This is a genomic window from Rhodoflexus caldus (assembly GCF_021206925.1).
GTDB classification, from domain to species: Bacteria; Bacteroidota; Bacteroidia; order Cytophagales; family Thermoflexibacteraceae; genus Rhodoflexus; species Rhodoflexus caldus.
In genome coordinates this window covers 235,923-256,317 of sequence record NZ_JAJPRF010000003.1, presented here as the reverse complement: position 1 = coordinate 256,317, position 20,395 = coordinate 235,923, and the positions used below count along the sequence as shown (strand labels likewise).

General features: G+C 44.8%; 32 protein-coding genes. 4 read left to right on the top strand and 28 right to left on the bottom strand.

Going from position 1 to position 20,395, the window contains the following annotated elements; all coding sequences use genetic code 11:
* Positions 1-99: 99 nt before the first annotated feature.
* The 27 genes from gldD to rplP form a co-directional block, all read right to left on the bottom strand.
* The gene (gene gldD / locus NDK19_RS05400; RefSeq protein ID WP_250630829.1) at positions 100-720 is read right to left on the bottom strand and encodes a gliding motility lipoprotein GldD; all 621 of its coding nucleotides are present in this window, start codon (positions 718-720) and stop codon (positions 100-102) included.
* Positions 674-2,023, bottom strand: coding sequence for a gliding motility-associated protein GldE (gene gldE / locus NDK19_RS05395; protein ID WP_250630828.1), 1,350 nt, complete (start codon positions 2,021-2,023; stop codon positions 674-676). Before gldE ends, gldD begins: the two co-directional genes overlap by 47 nt.
* A gap of 24 nt (positions 2,024-2,047) precedes the next feature.
* Positions 2,048-2,518 carry a single-stranded DNA-binding protein gene (locus tag NDK19_RS05390; protein WP_250630827.1) on the bottom strand — a complete coding sequence of 157 codons (471 nt, stop codon included), beginning with the start codon at positions 2,516-2,518 and terminating at the stop codon, positions 2,048-2,050.
* Between the two features lie 22 nt (positions 2,519-2,540).
* Positions 2,541-3,674: an A/G-specific adenine glycosylase gene (mutY, locus tag NDK19_RS05385; protein ID WP_250630826.1), complete on the bottom strand. Its 1,134-nt coding sequence runs from the start codon at positions 3,672-3,674 to the stop codon at positions 2,541-2,543.
* A gap of 7 nt (positions 3,675-3,681) precedes the next feature.
* A complete protein-coding gene (locus NDK19_RS05380) occupies positions 3,682-4,095 on the bottom strand; it encodes a hypothetical protein (protein ID WP_250630825.1) in 414 nt (137 codons plus the stop codon).
* Between the two features lie 90 nt (positions 4,096-4,185).
* Positions 4,186-4,671: a 50S ribosomal protein L17 gene (gene rplQ / locus NDK19_RS05375; protein ID WP_250630824.1), complete on the bottom strand. Its 486-nt coding sequence runs from the start codon at positions 4,669-4,671 to the stop codon at positions 4,186-4,188.
* An 8-nt stretch (positions 4,672-4,679) separates the two neighbouring features.
* Positions 4,680-5,669 carry a DNA-directed RNA polymerase subunit alpha gene (locus NDK19_RS05370; RefSeq protein WP_250630823.1) on the bottom strand — a complete coding sequence of 330 codons (990 nt, stop codon included), beginning with the start codon at positions 5,667-5,669 and terminating at the stop codon, positions 4,680-4,682.
* Positions 5,670-5,724: 55 nt separating this feature from the next.
* Entirely contained in the window at positions 5,725-6,327 is a 603-nt protein-coding gene (gene rpsD / locus NDK19_RS05365; protein WP_250630822.1) for a 30S ribosomal protein S4, read from the bottom strand.
* 84 nt (positions 6,328-6,411) lie between these two features.
* The gene (gene rpsK / locus NDK19_RS05360; RefSeq protein WP_250630821.1) at positions 6,412-6,810 is read right to left on the bottom strand and encodes a 30S ribosomal protein S11; all 399 of its coding nucleotides are present in this window, start codon (positions 6,808-6,810) and stop codon (positions 6,412-6,414) included.
* A gap of 16 nt (positions 6,811-6,826) precedes the next feature.
* A complete protein-coding gene (gene rpsM / locus NDK19_RS05355; RefSeq protein ID WP_250630820.1) occupies positions 6,827-7,207 on the bottom strand; it encodes a 30S ribosomal protein S13 in 381 nt (126 codons plus the stop codon).
* A 27-nt stretch (positions 7,208-7,234) separates the two neighbouring features.
* Entirely contained in the window at positions 7,235-7,351 is a 117-nt protein-coding gene (gene rpmJ, locus NDK19_RS05350; RefSeq protein WP_189586007.1) for a 50S ribosomal protein L36, read from the bottom strand.
* A gap of 24 nt (positions 7,352-7,375) precedes the next feature.
* Entirely contained in the window at positions 7,376-7,594 is a 219-nt protein-coding gene (gene infA, locus NDK19_RS05345; protein WP_250630819.1) for a translation initiation factor IF-1, read from the bottom strand.
* Positions 7,595-7,602: 8 nt separating this feature from the next.
* On the bottom strand, positions 7,603-8,376 hold the full coding sequence (map, locus tag NDK19_RS05340; protein ID WP_250630818.1) for a type I methionyl aminopeptidase: 774 nt from the start codon (positions 8,374-8,376) through the stop codon (positions 7,603-7,605).
* A gap of 9 nt (positions 8,377-8,385) precedes the next feature.
* On the bottom strand, positions 8,386-9,738 hold the full coding sequence (gene secY, locus NDK19_RS05335) for a preprotein translocase subunit SecY (protein ID WP_250630817.1): 1,353 nt from the start codon (positions 9,736-9,738) through the stop codon (positions 8,386-8,388).
* A gap of 15 nt (positions 9,739-9,753) precedes the next feature.
* Positions 9,754-10,200: a 50S ribosomal protein L15 gene (rplO, locus tag NDK19_RS05330; RefSeq protein ID WP_250630816.1), complete on the bottom strand. Its 447-nt coding sequence runs from the start codon at positions 10,198-10,200 to the stop codon at positions 9,754-9,756.
* 32 nt (positions 10,201-10,232) lie between these two features.
* Positions 10,233-10,415 (bottom strand): 50S ribosomal protein L30, encoded by a 183-nt coding sequence (gene rpmD / locus NDK19_RS05325; protein WP_250630815.1) that lies wholly within the window; start codon positions 10,413-10,415, stop codon positions 10,233-10,235.
* Between the two features lie 4 nt (positions 10,416-10,419).
* Complete coding sequence (rpsE, locus tag NDK19_RS05320) at positions 10,420-10,938, bottom strand: 30S ribosomal protein S5 (RefSeq protein WP_250630814.1); 519 nt, start codon at positions 10,936-10,938, stop codon at positions 10,420-10,422.
* An 11-nt stretch (positions 10,939-10,949) separates the two neighbouring features.
* The gene (gene rplR, locus NDK19_RS05315) at positions 10,950-11,300 is read right to left on the bottom strand and encodes a 50S ribosomal protein L18 (protein ID WP_250630813.1); all 351 of its coding nucleotides are present in this window, start codon (positions 11,298-11,300) and stop codon (positions 10,950-10,952) included.
* 21 nt (positions 11,301-11,321) lie between these two features.
* Positions 11,322-11,879: a 50S ribosomal protein L6 gene (rplF, locus tag NDK19_RS05310; RefSeq protein ID WP_250630812.1), complete on the bottom strand. Its 558-nt coding sequence runs from the start codon at positions 11,877-11,879 to the stop codon at positions 11,322-11,324.
* 13 nt (positions 11,880-11,892) lie between these two features.
* On the bottom strand, positions 11,893-12,288 hold the full coding sequence (gene rpsH / locus NDK19_RS05305; protein ID WP_250630811.1) for a 30S ribosomal protein S8: 396 nt from the start codon (positions 12,286-12,288) through the stop codon (positions 11,893-11,895).
* A 94-nt stretch (positions 12,289-12,382) separates the two neighbouring features.
* A complete protein-coding gene (gene rpsN / locus NDK19_RS05300; RefSeq protein WP_250630810.1) occupies positions 12,383-12,652 on the bottom strand; it encodes a 30S ribosomal protein S14 in 270 nt (89 codons plus the stop codon).
* A 9-nt stretch (positions 12,653-12,661) separates the two neighbouring features.
* Complete coding sequence (gene rplE, locus NDK19_RS05295) at positions 12,662-13,213, bottom strand: 50S ribosomal protein L5 (RefSeq protein ID WP_250630809.1); 552 nt, start codon at positions 13,211-13,213, stop codon at positions 12,662-12,664.
* On the bottom strand, positions 13,206-13,556 hold the full coding sequence (gene rplX, locus NDK19_RS05290) for a 50S ribosomal protein L24 (protein WP_250630808.1): 351 nt from the start codon (positions 13,554-13,556) through the stop codon (positions 13,206-13,208). The genes rplE and rplX overlap by 8 nt, the downstream gene beginning before the upstream one ends.
* 22 nt (positions 13,557-13,578) lie before the next feature.
* Complete coding sequence (gene rplN, locus NDK19_RS05285; RefSeq protein ID WP_250630807.1) at positions 13,579-13,947, bottom strand: 50S ribosomal protein L14; 369 nt, start codon at positions 13,945-13,947, stop codon at positions 13,579-13,581.
* An 18-nt stretch (positions 13,948-13,965) separates the two neighbouring features.
* A complete protein-coding gene (gene rpsQ / locus NDK19_RS05280) occupies positions 13,966-14,223 on the bottom strand; it encodes a 30S ribosomal protein S17 (protein ID WP_250630806.1) in 258 nt (85 codons plus the stop codon).
* Between the two features lie 14 nt (positions 14,224-14,237).
* Positions 14,238-14,432 carry a 50S ribosomal protein L29 gene (gene rpmC / locus NDK19_RS05275; RefSeq protein ID WP_250630805.1) on the bottom strand — a complete coding sequence of 65 codons (195 nt, stop codon included), beginning with the start codon at positions 14,430-14,432 and terminating at the stop codon, positions 14,238-14,240.
* 14 nt (positions 14,433-14,446) lie between these two features.
* Positions 14,447-14,872 (bottom strand): 50S ribosomal protein L16, encoded by a 426-nt coding sequence (rplP, locus tag NDK19_RS05270; RefSeq protein ID WP_250630804.1) that lies wholly within the window; start codon positions 14,870-14,872, stop codon positions 14,447-14,449.
* Between the two features lie 471 nt (positions 14,873-15,343).
* Between rplP and porX the strand changes: the two genes are divergently transcribed.
* The 4 genes from porX to NDK19_RS05250 all read left to right on the top strand — a co-directional run bounded on the left by porX (position 15,344) and on the right by NDK19_RS05250 (position 19,170).
* Positions 15,344-16,897, top strand: a complete 1,554-nt coding sequence (porX, locus tag NDK19_RS05265) for a T9SS response regulator signal transducer PorX (protein ID WP_250630803.1) — start codon at positions 15,344-15,346, stop codon at positions 16,895-16,897.
* An 86-nt stretch (positions 16,898-16,983) separates the two neighbouring features.
* Complete coding sequence (locus NDK19_RS05260) at positions 16,984-17,598, top strand: DUF6935 domain-containing protein (protein ID WP_250630802.1); 615 nt, start codon at positions 16,984-16,986, stop codon at positions 17,596-17,598.
* Between the two features lie 32 nt (positions 17,599-17,630).
* Positions 17,631-18,623, top strand: a complete 993-nt coding sequence (locus NDK19_RS05255) for a formylglycine-generating enzyme family protein (protein ID WP_317207158.1) — start codon at positions 17,631-17,633, stop codon at positions 18,621-18,623.
* A 79-nt stretch (positions 18,624-18,702) separates the two neighbouring features.
* The gene (locus NDK19_RS05250) at positions 18,703-19,170 is read left to right on the top strand and encodes a MarR family winged helix-turn-helix transcriptional regulator (protein WP_250630801.1); all 468 of its coding nucleotides are present in this window, start codon (positions 18,703-18,705) and stop codon (positions 19,168-19,170) included.
* Here the strand turns inward: NDK19_RS05250 and NDK19_RS05245 are convergent.
* Positions 19,167-20,375 (bottom strand): pyridoxal phosphate-dependent aminotransferase, encoded by a 1,209-nt coding sequence (locus NDK19_RS05245; RefSeq protein WP_250630800.1) that lies wholly within the window; start codon positions 20,373-20,375, stop codon positions 19,167-19,169. The two genes, NDK19_RS05250 and NDK19_RS05245, sit on opposite strands and share 4 nt — an antisense overlap.
* Positions 20,376-20,395 lie beyond the last annotated feature (20 nt).

Genomic DNA, 20,395 nt, shown 5'->3' with positions numbered 1-20,395 from the left:
GGGAATCATTAGTGCCCCCCCCGAGAGCAATGTGCATTGCCTCTGCGTAAAACCTCTCAAAAACGCTAAACTGCGATGCGTTTAGATTTGCTTCCTTTGCTACTTCAATCGGTCGGCTACTTTGGGATTCCAGCGCAAAGTGTTGATAATGTGCACCATATCTTGCGTAGTATAGCGAATCAGGGGTGCAAGCGAATCATTTTTCTGTGAAGTAGGGAAATAGAGCGATGTTCGGAAAAAATGCTTCACCGAATCGGTTACGTAAAACTGGAAGGTCGTAGGCACGTCCCCTTCTAACTGATACATCACCGCAGTCATCCCGTTAGGTGTTTTGGTGATGATTTCCTCAATAGATTCTGCGCGGATATTGTGCTTTTGCGCCAATTTATAGCAATCGTTTACGTAGTCGCGTAGGTCTTTGGGGCTGCGAATGCGCTTATAGGACACATCAATATTGGCAGTGAACTCAGGGTAATATAACTCCATCCAGTAGCGCTCTGCCACAAAAGATGTGTCGTTCATCAGTTTTGCGTGCGTAGAATACTCAAATATATACGGCAGCGAATCGGGCGTAAGCACATATTGATGCGGAGGCAACTCAATATGGTGGTACCCCTTAGGTTTTGGTTTAAAGTCCTGTTCCGACCGGCAGGCAACCAGGGCAAGCAGCCCGCTAATCATGTATAACAGGCGCATCTTTCCTGATAAATACCCTGACATTTTTTATGCGTTTTTTATCCACGGACATAACCGTGAAAATGAAATTTTTAAACCTTTTCTTTTCCCCTACGCGCGGCATACGGGCAAACAACTCGAGCAGCAAACCGCCCAGCGATTCACTATCGCCCCTCACCTCATCAAAAATATCAATGTCCACATCTAAAATGCGGCAAAAATCTATTAACAAGGTTTTCCCTTCAAAAAAGTAAGTGTTTTCATCTACTCGCTTGTAAGTAACATCGCGTGTATCAAACTCATCGTTGATATCGCCGATAATTTCCTCTATAATGTCTTCCAATGTAATCAGCCCGGCCGTACCTCCGTATTCATCTACCACAATCGCCATATGTACGCGCCTTGCCTGAAAGTCTTTCATCAGTTGGTCTATCCGTTTGTTTTCAGGTACAAAAAAGACCTCGCGCCTGATGAGCTGCTGCCACTCAAAATCATCGGATTGTTCCAAATGCGGGAGAATGTCTTTCACATAAAGAATTCCCTCAATTTTGTCAATTGTTTCCCGGTAAACAGGCAAACGGGAGTACCCCATCTCATTTACGTAGGCCAATAGCTCATGGAAACGCCACTCGGTGTCGGCCGCACAGATATCCATACGCATCTGCATAATTTTGCGCACGGTGATGGTGCTGAAATTAACTATGCTTTTCAGGATTTCTTTTTGGTCATCGCTGGTTTTTTCAGACGTGGTAGTGATTTCCAATGCCTGATTCAACTCCTCAATAGACACGTTGTAGCCCTTCTTTTGCATACGACTTTCCACCAAGCGGCTCATCTGTAACAATAAAAAAGCAACAGGATGCAGAATTTTGCTGAGCCATAGAATAGGAGTAGCTGTTAATCGGGCAAAACTAAGCGCCCGCTGATTGGAATAAACCTTGGGGATTACTTCGCCGAAAAAAACAATCATGAAAGTTACTACCAGCGTAAGAACAGACATGGCAAGCGTTGCCTGTGGGCTGTTCTTCCCGATAATATCTATCACCATGTAGGTAGAAAGCGTAACAATGCTGATGTTCACTAAATTGTTCAATATCAGCACCGTAGCCAGCAATTTGCGCGGGTCGCTGACCAACAGGGCAATATCGCGTTCGGTTTGCGAACTGCTGTGGCGACACTCAGCAAGTTGCTGGGGTTTCAGTGAAAAGAAAGCCACTTCCGAACCGGATATCAATGCAGAACAAAGTAACAGAAGACATAATATAATGCCTTCTACCGAATACATAAGCCAAACAGAACTGATGACAATCGGTGGCATTTGCCCAAATAAGTCGGGGATTGCTTCCAAAACGGAGGGGTCAGTTTGAAAACATTAAAAAGGCAGTTCGTCGTCGCCGGATGATTCTTGTACCACAGGCGGAGTTGGCTTAGTGCTTCCTTGGCTTCCTGTGCTGCGATTCTGATAAGCAGGCGGCTCTTCGGGCATTGGGATTGCCTCGCGGCCACCTCCACCCGACTCGCTGCGGCTGGTCAGAATCTGCATGTTGTTACCTACAATCTCCGTAATATATTTTTTTACCCCGTCCTGTTCGTATTCACGGGTTGTAATTTTTCCTTCAATATATACCTTCATTCCTTTTTTCAGGTATTTCTCCGCCACCTCGGCCAAGCCACGCCATAAAACAATATTGTGCCACTCGGTTTTTTCTATGCGCTCGCCGCTCTCGTCTTTGTATGACTCAGAAGTTGCTAAGGAAAAAGTAGCTATCGGTACCCCGTTGGCAGTATGCCTGACAACAGGGTCTTTACCCAAGTTGCCCACAAGAATAGCTTTATTAACCATGATTCTTTTTTGGATAAATTTACTAAAAAAAATATTCCTGCAAGTAATTTGCCAGTAAAACCGGCTTGGGCAGTTCTTCAAGTACTGCCTGTGAAACCGACAAAAAACCTGCACCGGATATCTGTTGCCAAAACTCTGCCGCAATAACTTTCAGGTGTACAAATTGCACCAATAACGACTGATGCGTCAGTTGATGCTTGTATGTGCCTGAAATCCCTGCAATTTGTAAGGGCAGCCCATTGACCAATGTGCCTGCCGCAAGATTTTGCAAAGGTAGCAAAGGTAGTATTTGTTCATACGTTTGACGAATAAGTTCAGAGGACACAATCGGCGCTCCTTCCTTTTCTTCAACCATCGGGAAGTCATACAAACCTTGCCAAATATCACCACGCATGCGCTCTTTTACCAAAATTTGCCCTTCGTAGTCAAACAGAAAATAGATAAAGTTCCGTTGCTTTGTCTTTATCTTCTTTTCTTTCACAGGCAATTGAGCCTGCATTTCATTGGTATAAGCATAGCAATATTGCTTAAACGGACAGGTGTTGCAGGCCGGAGCAGCAGGCGTACAGTGAATGGCACCAAACTCCATAATTGCCTGATTGTAGACCGAAGGCTCAACCGAAGGTAAACTTTCCTGCAATAATTGCTGTGCATATTTTGCAAAAAATTGCTTGCCTTTGTGAGAGGAGATGTCATCTGTGATGCCGTACAGCCGTGCGAGTACACGATATACGTTTCCATCTACCACTGCCACAGGCTCATTGTAAGCAAAAGAAGCTATCGCAGCAGCCGTGTAGGGGCCAATGCCTTTCAATTGCAGTAAATCCGAGTAATTATCGGGGAATTCCCCTCCATACTGTTCTGCTATTGTGCGTGCCGTTGCGTGCATATTTCTGGCACGGGAGTAATAGCCCAGCCCTTGCCACAACCTAAGCACCTCTTGTTCAGAAGCGGCCGCTAAATCAACGACTGTAGGGTAGGCAGCAGCAAATTTTTCATAGTAAGGCAGCCCTTGTACTACCCGTGTTTGCTGCAAAATAACCTCCGAAAGCCATATCAGGTAAGGATTATCTACATTGCGCCAAGGCAAGTCGCGCTTATGGGCATGATACCAACGGACAAGTTGTTGCCCGAAATTCAAAATACTTTCCGCCATGAGTCGGTTATTCTTGTTTCAGCCACCGAACGGGAATTGTCTTATTCTCATGATTAACAGCCGTTCCGACAAGCACCGAAGGCGATTGGCTTAGTTTCAGTTCATACTGCACTGTGGCTGAACCGGTTTTGTATTTGTTATCCCTAATTTCTAATTGTAAGCGGAGTATTTTCTTATCATAACTTACCCCACTGATAATATAATTAGCTTTCCCTTTGCAAGTAATCGCCAGTTTGTTGCCGCCCAGATGCGCAATCTGATAAATATCATTGTATTTCACATCTTCTGCCCCCCATTCTTCTTTCCACGAGCCGGCAAGTGTCCGGTAGTCTTTTTTCACACTCAAAGAACGGCAGGAAGAAACAACAGCCATTAACAGGCAACTCACTGTCAGCAATAAAAGCCTTGAGGAAACTTTCATAAGTGTGTGGAATAAGCCTATTAAAATAAGAAGGATTTGACATATCGCCAAATCCTTCCCATATCTTATCAAGTGCTGAACATTCTGAAACTACTCAGTTGCAGGTGTTTCGGCAACATTCTCAGCAGCTGCTGATTCGGTAGCAGTAGTTGTTGATTTTTTGCGTCCGCGACGGGTTTTCTTGGCTGTAGCGGCTTTTTCATTGGCCAACATCACGCTGTTGTAATCTACCAGTTCCATCATGCACATTTCCGCATTGTCGCCCAAACGAAAATCGGTTTTCAGGATGCGGGTATATCCACCCGGGCGGTCTACCACTTTGCGTGCTACCTCATCAAACAGAATACGTACAGCCTCTTTGTCTTGCAGGTAAGCAAAAGCCATACGACGCGAGTGTGTAGTATCTGTCTTTGACTTTGTAATCAGTGGCTCAATAAACTTGCGGAGAGCCTTAGCTTTAGCCACTGTTGTATTGATTCTTTTATGAACAATCAGTGAAGCGGCCATATTGGACAGCAACGCCTTGCGATGCGAAGCAGTACGACCTAAATGATTGATTTTTCTTCCGTGTCTCATGGTAATAGTTAATCTTCGTCCAATCTGTATTTTGTTACGTCCATGCCGAAAGCAAGATTCTTCTCAGCTACCAGTTGTTCAAGTTCTGTTAATGATTTGCGTCCGAAGTTGCGGAACTTCATCATTTCGGAAATTTCCAACTGTACCAAATCGCCGAGTGTTTTGATATCAGCAGCTTTCAAACAGTTGTAGGCACGCACCGACAAATCCAAGTCTGACAGTGAGGTCTTCAACAGTTTACGCATGTGCAAATATTCCTCATCAACCGCTTCTTCTTCTTCTTGCTTAGGCGACTCAAAAGTCATGGTTTGGTCAGCAAAAAGCATGAAGTGTTTAATCAGAATATTGGCAGCGCCTTTCAAAGCGTCTTCAGGGTGGATGGAACCGTCGGTCTGAATTTCAAGCAATAAGCGCTCGTAGTCAGTTTTCTGTTCCACGCGTGTATTTTCAACGCTGTATTTTACGTTTCGGATAGGTGTAAAAATAGCATCGATAGGAATATAGCCGAAACTGCTATCCGCAACCCTGTTTTCTTCGGCAGGCACATAACCACGTCCTTTGTCCAAATGAATATCCATTTCCAGTGAAACAGAGGGATCCAAGTTGCAAATGACGTGATCCGGATTAAGTACCTGAAACTGGTCGGTGAAATTATTGAAATCGCCGGCAGTAAGTACAGACTGTCCTTTAACGGTAACCGTAAATTTCAAGTCAGGATTATCTACCAGTCGCTTAAAGCGAACCATTTTCAAATTCAACACAATTTCAGATACGTCCTCAACAACACCTTCAATGGTTGAAAACTCATGGAGTACCCCATGTATCTTGATGCCGATAATTGCGTAGCCTTCCAATGAAGAAAGGAGAATGCGACGCAGAGCATTACCAATAGTAACCCCATAACCTTTTTCAAGAGGCTTGAATTCAAACAGACCGTGAAAATCGTCTGCCTTCTCCATCACCACCTTATCGGGCATTTGAAATGCTAATATGGACATAGTTTACTCCTTACTTGTTTTTTGTTAAGCAACCTGATAACCAAAGAAAGTAATATTATTTTGAGTAAAGTTCAACGATGAGTTGCTCTTTAATGTTTTCCTGAATTTCCTCACGTTCAGGCATACTTACAAATTTACCTGAAAGTTCTGCCGGATTCCACTCCAGCCATGGGAAACGGTTCACACGACCTGAAACAGATTTTGTGATAGCTTCCAGAGATTTAGATTTCTCACGAACAGCCACTACATCACCCGGACGGAGAGAATAAGAAGGGATATTAACTACTTCGCCGTTCACGGTAATATGTTTGTGCGATACTAACTGGCGTGCTGCGCGGCGTGTAGGAGCAATGCCTAAGCGATAAACAATGTTATCTAAGCGAGCTTCCAACAATCGCAATAAGTTAGTACCTGTAACACCACCCATACGGGAAGCGCGCTCAAATGTGCGGCGGAATTGACGCTCCAATACACCATAGATGTATTTTGCCTTCTGCTTTTCCATCAACTGGACAGCATATTCCGAAGACTTGCGTTTTTTTCCTCTGCCGTGCTGACCCGGAGGATAATTTTTGCTTTTCAGTGCTTTGCAAGGACCAAAGATAGGCTCACCGTAACGTCTTGCTATCTTCGATTTCGAACCTGTGTATCTTGCCATTGGATTGTAAAAATTTGTGTTTCAATGTTGCATCTTCTCGGTAACGGAAGATTCAGCAGTTCAACATTATTAAACGATAGAAAATTACACACGACGCTTTTTAGGAGGACGGCAGCCATTGTGTGGCAGAGGGGTAACGTCTTTGATAGTAGTTACCTCAATACCTGAACTTTGGATAGTTCTGATAGCCGATTCGCGCCCTGCGCCGGGACCTTTAACAAAAACCTCAGCTTTACGCAAGCCCAAGTCAAATGCTACTTTCGCACACTCGGCAGCAGCGGTTTGTGCCGCATAAGGAGTGTTCTTTTTAGAACCCTTAAATCCCATTTTACCGGCAGAAGACCAAGAGATAACTTGCCCTGCATTATTGGTAATAGAGATAATAATGTTGTTGAAAGACGCTTTGATATGCACTTGGCCTGTAGATTCAACATGAACTACACGCTTTTTGGCTTTGTCTTTTCTTTTGGATTGAGTTGCCATAATATTACACGCCTAATTATTTCTTAGATGCTACTTTCTTGTTAGCTACGGTCTTACGCTTACCTTTACGCGTGCGAGCATTGTTCTTAGTCTTCTGACCTCTCACAGGGAGACCTTTGCGATGACGCAAGCCGCGGTAACAACCAATGTCCATCAGGCGCTTAATGCTCAACTGAACTTCAGACTTGAGCTCGCCCTCTACCTTAAACTCGCCATTGATGATATCACGAATGGCTTTTGATTCTGCATCATTCCATGTAGAAACTTTGCGGTTTGCATCTACACCGGCTTTGGCCAAAATCTTCTTTGCAGAAGACCTGCCGATACCGTAAATGTAGGTAAGAGAAATCTCACCGCGCTTGTTGTCTGGAATATCAACTCCGGAAATTCTTGCCATGATTCTTCAGGATGAATAAAATCTTAATTAACCTTGTCTTTGCTTGAACTTGGGATTCTTTTTATTGATCACGTACAGCTTGCCTTTGCGACGGATCACCTTACATTCAGCACTACGCTTTTTAATGGATGCTTTGACTTTCATGGTCGTGTGAATTAAAGTCCTTTATTACTTGTAACGGTAAACAATTCTTCCCTTGGTCAGGTCATATGGAGACATCTCCAACTTTACTTTGTCTCCCGGCAATATGCGAATAAAATTCATGCGCATTTTACCGGAAATATGGGCAATAATCTGATGGCCATTTTCAAGTTCAACACGAAACATGGCATTTGACAATGCTTCTATGATTGTTCCGTCTAACTCAATGTTTGCTTGTTTTGGCATATTATCAGCTAAAATTTGAACACTTGTTCAATATATTCAAAACTGGTCAGTACTTCCACCTTATCATTATACAGAGCAACCGTATGTTCATAATGGGCAGATGGTTTTCTGTCTCTTGTGCGAATTGTCCATCCGTCTGCCTCATGTACCACATCGCGCTTGCCCATATTAATCATAGGCTCTATGGCAAGCACCATACCGTTTTGAATCTTTGTACCCGAACCTCTTTTTCCGTAGTTAGGTACCTGAGGTTCTTCGTGCAGGTCTTTCCCTATGCCATGCCCAACCAATTCGCGCACCACAGAAAAACCGCGCGGCTGTACATAATTTTGAATGGCATAACCTATATCACCTATCCGCTTACCTACTGCCATCTGTGCGATACCTTCATACAAAGACTGGCGAGTAACTTGCAACAACTCCATTACCTCTTCACTTACCTCGCCCACCGGATACGTATAAGCACAATCGGCATGGTAGCCATTCATATACACACCGCAGTCAATAGAAACAATGTCACCTGATTTTAACCGATATTCACCGGGAATACCATGAACAACTGTTTCATTGACAGAAATACACAGAGAAGCGGGGAAGCCGTTGTAATTATAGAAAGAAGGTACAGCCCCATGGTCTCTGATGTATTCCTCTGCACGCTTATCGAGCTCTTTTGTTGTAATTCCTTCCCTGATTAACTTAGCTACTTCTCCATGTGCCTTACTCAATAAAGCACCACTTTGTCTAATCCCTTCTAAATCAGCAGCGTTCTTATAATAAATCATAGAAAGCAATTAAGCAACAGCAATATTACCCGTACGACCTTTTACTTTACCGGTTTTCATCATGCCTTCGTAATGACGCATCAACAGATAACTTTCAATTTGCTGAAGTGTATCTAAGATTACGCCAACCATAATCAATAATGAGGTGCCGCCATAGAACTGAGCAAATTCCATATTTACACCTGCCATACTTGCAAACGCAGGCATAATAGCAATAATTGCCAAGAATAGCGCACCGGGTAAGGTAATGCGGTCAATAATGTGGCTGATATAGTTTGCCGTGTCGTCTCCCGGCTTCACGCCCGGAATAAAACCTCCATTGCGCTTCATTTCATCTGCCAACTGCGTAGGGTTTACGGTAATGGCAGTGTAGAAGAATGTGAAAACTATAATCAGCACGGCAAACAACAGGTTGTATTGCCAAGAAGTAAAATCGGAGAACGTAGTTGCTATGTAGTTTGCCCAATCATATTTATCGGCCAATGTAGATGCCAGCAGAGAAGGCAAGAACATTAACGACTGTGCAAAGATGATAGGCATTACACCGGCTGCATTGAGCTTTAAAGGCAAGTAAGAGCGTTGTGCGCCCAAAGCAGACAATTTTTTGCCTTTTGCGCCTGCACCTGCAATCTGTTTGGCATATTGCACGGGGATACGACGTACAGCCTGTGTAATCAATACCACACCCATTACTACAAAGAACAAGGCTACCAATTCAAGAACGAACAGTAACAAGCCGGCAGAACCGCGTGAAGCACTTTCAGCAACAAGGGCAGCAGGGAAACGAGATACAATACCAATCATAATCAGCATTGAGATACCGTTTCCTATACCTTTTTCAGTTATTCTTTCACCCATCCACATACAGAAAATTGTGCCTGATGTGAGGATAATCATAGAACTGATGGTAAAGAATGCCCTGTCAATTACTACGGCTTCGGGCTGCGGTTGAATAATGGTACCGGCAATATAAGCCGATGATTGAACCAGTGTAATCAAAATTGTGAGGAGGCGTGTTATTTGGTTCATCTTTTTGCGACCCGACTCACCCTCTTTCTGCATTTTCTGGAAGTAAGGAACAGCTACTGTCAGCAACTGAATTACGATTGATGCAGAAATGTAAGGCATGATACCAAGTGCAAAAATAGAAGCTCTTGAAAACGCCCCTCCTAATAAGGTATCCAAAAGACCTAAGATACCTGCCGAAGAACCGCCGCTTGAAAGCATGGCCGGATCTAAGCCGGGCAACACTATATAAGAACCTAAACGGAATATAACCAGAAAACCTACGGTGAAAAGGATTCTGTTTTTAAGTTCCTCAATAGAGAAAATGTTCTTTATGGTAGTGAAAAACTTATTCATGAGCGGCGATTGATATTAGAGCTTAACAACTTTGCCACCGGCTTTCTCGATGTTCTCAACAGCGGATGCTGAAAAAGCATGAGCAGTAACTTCAACGGCAGATGTGAGAGTTCCTTTGCTTAAGATTTTAACCAAATCCTTTTTGGCAACCATCCCGTTTTGATAAAGGAATTCGAGCGTGATAGCAGTAACGCCTGTTTTTTCAACAATAGCCTGAATATCGCCCAAATTGATAGCCTTATATTCTACACGGTTAGGGTTTTTAAATCCAAACTTAGGAACGCGACGCTGCAATGGCATCTGACCACCTTCAAAACCCAACTTTTGGCTGTAGCCTGAGCGGGATTTAGCGCCTTTATGACCACGTGCAGAAGTTCCGCCTTTGCCTGAACCATGTCCACGGCCTAAACGAACTTTTCTAAAAACAGAACCTTTTGCAGGCTTTAATTCATGTAGTTTCATTGCAATCTTTCGATTAAAGCACTCTGTAATGACTATTTAACTTCTTCAACGCGAACCAAGTGCGCTACTGTGCGAACCATACCCAAAATTTGAGGATTAGCCTCTTTTTCTACTGTACGGTTGATTTTGCCTAAACCAAGAGAGATGATGGTATCTTTCTGGTTTTGAGGGCGCTTAATGGTGCTTCTGATTTGTGTGATTTTAATCTTTGCCATGTTTTTATCCATTAAACACTTTAGACAATGAAACACCTCTTTGCTGCGCTACTGTTTTTGGGTCGCGCATTTTAACCAATGCATCGATAGTAGCTTTCACCACGTTGTGTGGGTTAGAAGAACCTTTAGACTTTGCCAACACGTCGGTAATGCCGGCAGATTCTAACACAGCGCGCATCGCACCACCCGCAATTACACCGGTACCGGCAGCCGCAGGTTTCAGCAATACTTTACCGCCGCAAAATTTTCCTTCCATTTCGTGAGGAACAGTACCTTTAATAACAGGTACTTTTACCAAGTTCTTCTTAGCGTCGTCAATAGCTTTGGTGATAGCGTCTGTTACTTCGTTAGCTTTGCCGAGACCGTAACCAACAACACCTTTGCCATCACCTACTACCACGATAGCTGCGAAGCTGAAACGACGACCACCTTTAACTACTTTAGCCACGCGATTGATAGCCACCAATCGGTCAGTCAATTCGATTTCGCTGGCCTTAAAGCTTCTGATATTTGCCTGAGACATCGTTCTGTGATTTAGAATTTAAGACCTCCTTCGCGAGCACCCTCGGCTAAGGATTTAACATTGCCATGATACAAATAGCCGTTGCGGTCGAATACGCTTTGGCTGATACCTTGCTGAATTGCACGTTCGGCAAGTTTCTTGCCCACTTCTTTAGACAGGGCTACATTAATAGAGCGCTTATCGCTTAATTCACGTGAAGATGCGCTTGCCAATGTTACGCCTCTTTCATCGTCAATTAACTGAGCATAAATAGCCGTATTACTGCGAAAAACAGTCAGACGGGGCACACTCGCCGTGCCGCTGATACGGGCACGGATGCGCTTCTTAATTTTTTGTCTTCTGAGTTCTTTCTGATTTCCCATTGTATGATTAGGTCAAAAAGACTATTTCTTAGCAGCAGCTTTACCAGCTTTGCGGCGAATAGCTTCGTTAACAAACTTAATACCTTTTCCTTTATATGGTTCAGGTTTGCGGAATGAGCGCAACTTAGCGGCAACCTGGCCAATAAGTTGCTTGTCAATGCCTTCCAATGTTACCACAGGCGCCTTACCTTTCAGGGTTTCGGCACTCACTTTGATTTCGTTTGGTATGGCAAACACAATATTGTGAGAGTAACCAAGGCTTAATTGGAGCAACTGGCCGCTTGTTTCGGCTTTGTAACCCACACCTACCAACTCCATTTGTGTTTTGAAGCCTTCGTGAACACCTGTAACCATGTTGTTCAGCAATGCACGATAAAGACCATGTAATGCCTTATGACGCTTCTGGTCAGTTGGACGCTCAACTATAATCTGGCCGTTTTCCACTTTCACGGTAATATCCGGGTCTACCTGCTGAGACAGCGTCCCTTTAGGGCCTTTAACAGTTACCGTGTTGTCGGCAGCAACATTAACAGTTACTCCGGCGGGAAGTGTAATTGGTTTTTTTCCTATACGCGACATAGTCTTATCAGTTTTAGTACACGTAACAAATTACTTCACCACCCACATTCAGTTCTTTCGCTTCTTTATCTGTAATCAGACCTTTAGAAGTTGAAATGACAGCAATACCAAGCCCGTTGAGTACACGAGGCAGTGCATTTGACTTAGTATATTTACGCAAACCCGGCTTGCTTACACGCTCTAAGTGCACGATTGCCGGTTGTTTGGTTACAGGGTGATATTTCAGGGCGATTTTAATCACACCTTGCGGACCTTGCTCCTCAAACTTGTAGCTTTGGATATAACCTTTGTTGTACAACAACTTGGTAATTTCTTTCTTCAGTTTTGAGGCAGGTATTTCAACCACCCGATGATTTGCACGGATGGCGTTTCTCAATCTTGTCAGATAGTCGGCTATTGGATCAGTCATTGCCTTATAAATTTTGCTTTCGTCGATGGCTTTCGCCTAACAGAAAGGTATGATTCTAATTTACAAATTGAAGGTAAACCGGACAAACTTGTAATTACCAACTTGCCTTTGTTACACCCGGGATTCTACCGTCAGATGCCATATCGCGGAACAGCACGCGTGAGATGCCAAACTTGCGCATATAACCGCGCGGCCTTCCGGTAATTTTGCAACGGTTGTGTAAGCGAACCTTAGAAGAGTTGCGAGGCAGTTTGTCTAATGCTTCCCAATCGCCTGCTTTTTTGAGTTCTTCTCTCTTCTTGGCATATTTAGCCACCAAACGGGCTCTTTTTCTTTCGCGTGCCTTTACGGATTCTTTTGCCATATCAAGCTATTATTTTTGATTTTTAAATGGCATACCAAGTGCTGCTAACAGAGCGCGGCTTTCTTCGTCAGTTTGAGCAGTAGTAACAAAGGTGATATCCATGCCGGAGATTTTGTTTACTTTGTCAATACTGATTTCAGGGAAGATGATTTGCTCTTTTACACCCAAGGTGTAGTTGCCGCGGCCATCGAAACCACTGTCGCTGATACCACGGAAGTCGCGAACACGAGGAAGCGCTACTGTTGCCAAACGATCCAGGAATTCGTACATACGATCCCCGCGCAGAGTTACGCGAGCGCCGATAGGCATATTCTCACGTAGTTTGAAGTTTGAAATCGCTTTGCGGGATTTGGTAGGTACGGCTTTCTGACCGGAGATAGCCGTAAGTTCTTCCACGCCGATTTCTACCAGCTTTTTGTCTGCTACAGCCTGACCAATACCTTTGTTGATACAAATTTTGGTTAGCTTAGGCACTTGCATTACTGACTTGTATGCAAATTTTTCTTTCAGGGCAGGAGCTACCTCTTTGAGGTATTTCTCTTTTAATCTCGGTTTAGCCATTGTTCTTGATGGTTTCGCCTGATTTTTTTGAATATCTTTCCAATTTGCCGGCTGCATTCTTGCGGCGGCCGATACGTGTAGGTTTGCCTGTTTTAGGGTCTACAAGCATCAGGTTGCTGATGTGAATGCTGGCCTCTTTTTCTATAAATCCACCTTCGGGATTTTCGTTAGAAGGTTTTACTGCGCGTTTTACCACGTTCAAGCCTTCTACAATCGCACGCTGTTTTTCTACCAGCATTTTAGTAATGATACCGGTTTTGCCTTTGTCGTCGCCGGCAATTACCATTACCTGATCTCCACGACGCACGTGGAATTTTTGAGGTTTTGGGGCAGTCTTCTTCATTGTCTTGTCCTCCTTATGCTGATTAGAGTACTTCAGGCGCTAATGAAACGATTTTCATAAATTGTTTCTCGCGCAGTTCACGTGCAACAGGCCCGAAAATACGGGTTCCGCGGGGTTCGTCTTGGTTATTCAACAAAACAACCGCGTTGTCATCAAAACGGATATATGAACCGTCTTTGCGGCGGATTTCTTTTTTGGTGCGTACAATTACTGCTTTGGCTACTGTGCCTTTCTTCATGTTGCTTGAAGAGAGGGCAGACTTAACAGTAACAACGACCTTGTCTCCTACGCTCGCGTAACGTTTGCGGGTGCCGCCCAAAACTCGGATTACCAAAACTTCTTTAGCACCGCTATTATCAGCTACATTGAGCCTTGACTCTTGTTGTATCATTGCTCTTCTCTTTTGAGATTACTTCGCTCTTTCAATAATTTCAACTAAACGCCAGCGTTTCAATTTGCTGAGCGGGCGGGTTTCCATAATTTTTACGGTATCCCCTTCTAAACACTCGTTGCGCTCATCGTGAGCAACGAATTTGGTCGTTTTCTTCATGAACTTGCCGTAGGCAGGGTGCTTTACTTTGCGTTCTACCGAAACGACAATGGATTTGTCCATTTTATTGCTTACTACGACCCCCACGCGGGTTTTTCTCAGATTTCTTTCTTCCATTGTATTGCTCCGATTTATTTACCTTGTTTAGCAGATAAAATGGTGTTCAGTCTTGCGATTTCACGTTTGATGTTGCGCAGTTGCATCGGATTTTCCAACTGAGATACCGCGTGTGAAAAACGCAACCTGCGCAAAGTTGCAGTGGCTTCCTGAATTCTGTTTTCTAATTCTTGAACAGAAAGTTCATGTAATTGAGCGTACTTTTTCATAGTTGTTGCGCAGATTATAAGTTACCTTTCAATTCGTTTGCAACCACAAACTTGGTGGTAATGGGCAGTTTTTGTGCCGCCAAACGCAGTGCTTCCTGAGCAAGCGCAATGTCGATACCACCTGCTTCAAACAGAATTGTTCCGGGTTTTACCGGAGCTACCCAGTACTCAGGCGCACCTTTACCTTTACCCATACGCACCTCGGCAGGCTTCTTCGTAACGGGCTTGTCAGGGAAAATGCGAATCCATACTTGGCCTTCGCGTTTCATGGCTCTGGTCATGGCAATACGGGCTGCCTCGATTTGGCGCGCTGTAATCCATCCCGGCTCTAAGGCTTTAATGCCAAATTCGCCAAAAGCTAAGGTGTGCCCGCGTTGTGCGATGCCTTTCACGCGCCCTTTTTGCTGCTTTCTGAATCTTGTCCTTTTCGGTTGTAACATGGCTACAAACGTTATTTATCTGTTACCTCAAAGCGGCAACCGCCGTTTGATGAAATTTAAGCCCATAAGAACCTTGCACCTTTTTTTACAAGGCCTTACAAAATGTGAGCGATAAGTCTAAAAACTAAAACTTGATGTCCGACAGGACTTTTGCTCGTGTCGCTTACAAGCAGAGTTTCCTATCGCTTACGATTTGGGACTGCAAAGTTAGCACACTATTTATAGTATCCAAACTTTGCCGCAAATATTTTCAAGAAAATGAGGCAGATAGCTTGCCGGACTCTCTCTCAACTTCTCACAAGTTGCCGCCTTACCGGTTGTTTTTATTACCGATAAATGTTAATTTAACTAAAAATGCGGCTGTGGGCAGCAAGTTTGCGTATATGTAAAGGATTATTTAACCCAACTGCATGAAATACATTTTTACGCTGTTTTAACATCACTCGAATCACTCAAAAACCAATAATTTACATGCAGCGATACAATATTTTATGGGCTGACGACGAAATTGATTTGCTCAAACCGCACATTCTGTTTCTTTCTAAAAAAGGCTATGACATCACGCCCGTGAACAGCGGCGCGGATGCTCTGGAAAAGTTCGGCGAACAATCCTACGACGTTATTTTTCTGGATGAAAATATGCCCGGCATGAGCGGGCTGGAAGTGCTTTCACAAATCAAAACCATGCGCCCGCACGTACCGGTGGTGATGATTACCAAAAGCGAGGAAGAAAGCATTATGGAAGAGGCTATCGGCGCTAAGATTGACGATTACCTCATCAAGCCCGTTAATCCGAGCCAAATTGTGCTTTCTATCAAAAAACTGTTGGAACAAAAGCGCATCATCAGCGAAAAAACCACGCAAAGTTATCAGCAGGACTTCCGCAACATTATGATGGCGTTCAGCGAAGAAATGAACCACGACGAATGGGCAGAAGTCTATAAAAAATTGGTGTATTGGGAGTTGGAAATGGAAAGCACGGGCAACCAAAGCATGGCAGACGTGCTCAAAATGCAAAAAGACGAAGCCAACGTAAATTTTGCTAAGTTCATTATGCGCAACTATGAGGAATGGCTCAACAATCCCGATATTGAAAAGCCGCTGATGTCGCATCAGTTGCTGCGCAAAAAGCTGTTTCCAAAACTGACCAACGAACCTACGTTCTTTTTCCTGATAGACAACCTGCGCTACGACCAGTGGAAAGTATTGGAGCCACTACTGGCCGAGTACTTTAATTTGGAGCAGGAAAGCACCTATTACTCCATCTTGCCCACGACAACCGCTTTTGCCCGCAATTCTATTTTTGCGGGTGTATTGCCCGCCGAACTGGAAAAAATCATCCCTAATTTTTGGCAGGACGACGAGGACGAAGGCGCAAAAAACAATAACGAAAAAGATTTCCTGCAATACCAACTCAAACGCAACCGACTGGAACACATCAAGTTCAGCTATCACAAAATCATCCACCAAAACCAAAGCAAGACGCTGGTAGAAAATTTCAGTAATTTGCTGCACAACCAGCTTAATGTGGTGGTTTACAACTTTGTGGATATGCTCTCTCATGCGCGTACCGACACGGAAATGATTCGCGAGCTTGCGCCCGATGAAGCTGCCTATCGCTCTATTACCAAGTCGTGGTTTTTACATTCGCCGCTGGTAGATATGGTGCGCAAAATTGCCGAGAAAAAATGCCGGTTGATTATCACCACCGACCACGGCACTATTCGCACCACAAAGCCTTACAAAATCATCGGCGACAAAAACACCAACACGAACCTGCGCTACAAACAGGGTAAGAATCTGGATTACGACAAAAAAAATGTATTCGTATGCCGCAAACCCGAAGCGCTGCACTTGCCTAAGTATAATGTATCTACTTCGTATGTATTCACGACGGAGGATTACTTTTTTGCCTATCCGAACAACTACAACCACTACGTGAAATACTATAAGGATACGTTTCAGCACGGGGGCATTTCGTTGGAAGAAATTATCATTCCTTATGTGGAGTTGATTCCGAAATAACAAGGCAATACAGGCCGCGCACGACCATTATCCGTCGGTTTTTGTATATTTTTTCTAAATTGAGGCATACTAAAACTACCTGCCACATGAAAAATATACTTGCGCTGTGCCTGCTTTTGATTGGCGGTGCGGCATTTGCCCAAAAACAAGAGTTGCCTGCCGTCAGCTTTGAGAAAATTCCTGAAAGCGTGGAAGAATTTATCAGCCTGCGCGACCGACTGGCTACCACGCCTCAGGGGGGCGCTGCCGTTTTTGTGATTGCGTCAATCATGTATGTGCGCAACCCTGAAACGGGCTACCCTTGCCTGATTATCGCATCCGACAAATCGCTGCTGTCGCCTTCCGACAAGGGCGGTTATCAAGGTTTTGACTTTGGAAGTTCATCGGCTTATTTGGTGAAACAGTTAGACAGCAAGAAATACGTACCTTACAGCTACATTCTGGGCACCAAACCCGCAACAAGCTATGCGCTTGGCAATCCGCCGCATCGGGTAGCCTGTTCTACCAATCCATACAGCGGCAAAGAGTCCGACGGGCAACTGAAAGTTTTTGTGCGCTGCTCAGGTGCCGATTCAGACCGACCGCTTACTTTGGTCAGGAATGACAGGGGCATATGGAAAGCCAAAGAATTTAGCTCATTGATGGTAGGCGTGCGTCCTCCGCAACAGAAAAGCGCAGGTGCTGCCAATGGTGATTTTTAGCAATTGCTTATCTTCGTTTTTTTAAACAATCCATGAAAAACGGTTTTCTGATAGTGCTCATGTTGTTTGCAACGGCAGCATGGGCACAAAAAAATGCGTCCAAACAGGCAAAAATTGAAGCATACACGGAAAAAATCCCCGGAACAGACCTTTCTTTCCGAATGCTGCCTATCCCCGGCGGCAAGTTTACGATGGGCAGTCCGTCTTCGGAAGTAGGCCGCAAAGACGACGAAGGGCCTCAGCACGAAGTCAGCATTGAACCTTTCTGGATGGCAGAGTTTGAAATTACATGGGACTTGTACGATGCCTTTGTCAACAAGGAAACCAACGGCAGCATGAATCCCGATTTCATCAAAGGCGAATACGCAGGCAAACAAATGATAGATGCCGTTGCGCTGCCCAGCCAGCCCTATGTGGATATGAGCTTTGGCATGGGAAAGCGCGGTTTCCCTGCCATTAATATGACACAGTACGCAGCACTTGCCTTTTGCCAATGGCTAACCGCCCAAACAGGACATTTCTATCGGCTACCGACCGAAGCAGAGTGGGAGTATGCCTGCCGTGCAGGAAGCAAAACGGCTTATTGTTTCGGTGATGATGCTTCGCAATTGGGCGACTATGCATGGTTTTACGACAACAGCAACGGCGCTTATCATCCCGTAGGGCAAAAGAAACCCAACGCATGGGGCTTATACGATATGCACGGTAACGTTGCCGAATGGGTATTAGACCAATATGCAGCCGATGCTTATGCACAAAAGAACAGTAAACCCTACCTGCCCGTAGAATCACTCTATCCTATCGTTGTGCGTGGCGGCTCATGGGACGATGACCCCGACCGCTTGCGCAGTGCTGCCCGCCGAGGCTCTGCCCCCGAGTGGAAACAGCGCGACCCGCAGATTCCCAAAAGCAAATGGTGGTTTACCGATGCCTCTTTCGTTGGTTTTCGGGTAGTACGGCCGCTCAACCAGCCCTCCAAAGAACAAATACAGCAATATTTCAAAACTCCGCCTGCCGACTTATAACAGAACAAGCAACATTGTTCCCGAAATATTATTTCTTAACGCGTTGTTACTACCTTTGACCAAAACATATACAACCACGATGGCAAGTATTGAAGAAGAAATACAAAGCCGATTCCAGAACGACCGGCACAAGGCATCGGTTAATCTTATTTATACAGCCAATTGGGCTACTTCCGAATTGGACAGTTTTCTGAAAAAACATGCCCTGACTTCACAACAGTACAACATGCTGCGCATTTTACGGGGCGCATACCCCGAGCCTGTATCGCTGAAATACATTCGGGTGCGTATGCTTGATAAAATGTCGGATGTTTCCCGCATGGTAGAAAAACTGGCCACCAGAGGCTATATTGACCGTTGGCGTTCCGATGATGACCGACGAATTGTTAATATTTTAATCAACGAGCAAGGGCTGGCATTGCTCAAAGCCGCCGACCACGACGTAAAGCGCATGGAAGCTCGCTTTGGCGCACTCACCCCCGAAGAATTGGTGCTGTTTAATACCCTGTTGGACAAACTACGCACGGAAAGCAAAAAATTTGACTAACGTCGGTAGCTTTCCAAAAACTTCTCCAATTTATCTAAGGCAACGGCAAGTTCGTCTACCGTAGGCAAAAATACGATGCGAAAATGGTCGGGGTGCGGCCAATTAAAACCCGAACCCTGTACAATCAGCAAATGCTGTTGTCGCAACAGGTCAAGCACAAACTGCTGGTCGTTGTCCACCCGATACATTTGGGTGTCAATCTTAGGGAACATGTAAAAAGCCCCTTTGGGTTTTACACAACTGATACCCGGCATCTGGTTGAGCCTTTGCCAGCAATAATCGCGCTGCTTGCGAAGCCTGCCGCTGGGCATTACCAACTCATTGATGCTTTGGTAGCCCCCAAGCGCTGTTTGAATGGCAAATTGTGCGGGAACATTGCTGCAAAGTCGCATACTTGCCAACGTGTTCAGCCCGTTAATGTACGACTGTGCGTGCTTTTTATCCCCGCTCAAAATCATCCAGCCCCCGCGAAAGCCGCAAGCCCTGTATGCTTTGGAAAGCCCTCCGTAGGTTACAAAAAGCGTTTCGCCGGAAAATGCAGCGGTAGAGAAATGAGCAGTGTCATCATAGAGAATTTTATCATAAATCTCATCGGAAAAGACGATGAGTTTGTGCCTAACGGCTATTTCCACCAACTGCTGCAACATATCCGAAGAGTACACCGCACCGGTTGGGTTGTTGGGGTTAATAATGACAATGCCCTTGGTTTTGGGAGTGATTTTTCGCTCAATATCTGCCAAGTCGGGCATCCAGTCGGCCTGTTCGTCACACATGTAATGTACGGGAGTGCCTCCCGAAAGATTGACAGCCGAAGTCCACAGCGGATAATCGGGAGCGGGCACAAGAATTTCGTCGCCGTCGTTGAGCAGCGCCTGCATGGAAAGCAGAATGAGTTCGCTCACACCGTTGCCGATAAAGATATCATCAATGGTAACATCCTTAATGGCTTTAAGTTGCGAATAGTGCATCACTGCCTTGCGGGCGGCAAAAAGACCTTTAGAATCCACGTAGCCCTGCGCATTGCGCAAGTTCATGATGATATCGTGTATAATTTCATCGGGCGCATCAAATCCAAACGGCGCAGGATTCCCGATATTGAGTCGGGTGATTTTATAGCCTTGCATTTCCAACTCGGCTGCCTGTTCATATACAGGCCCGCGGATTTCGTAGAAAACCCTGTCTAACTTATGACTTTTTTCAAACATGTTCCGACAATTGAGGTAGC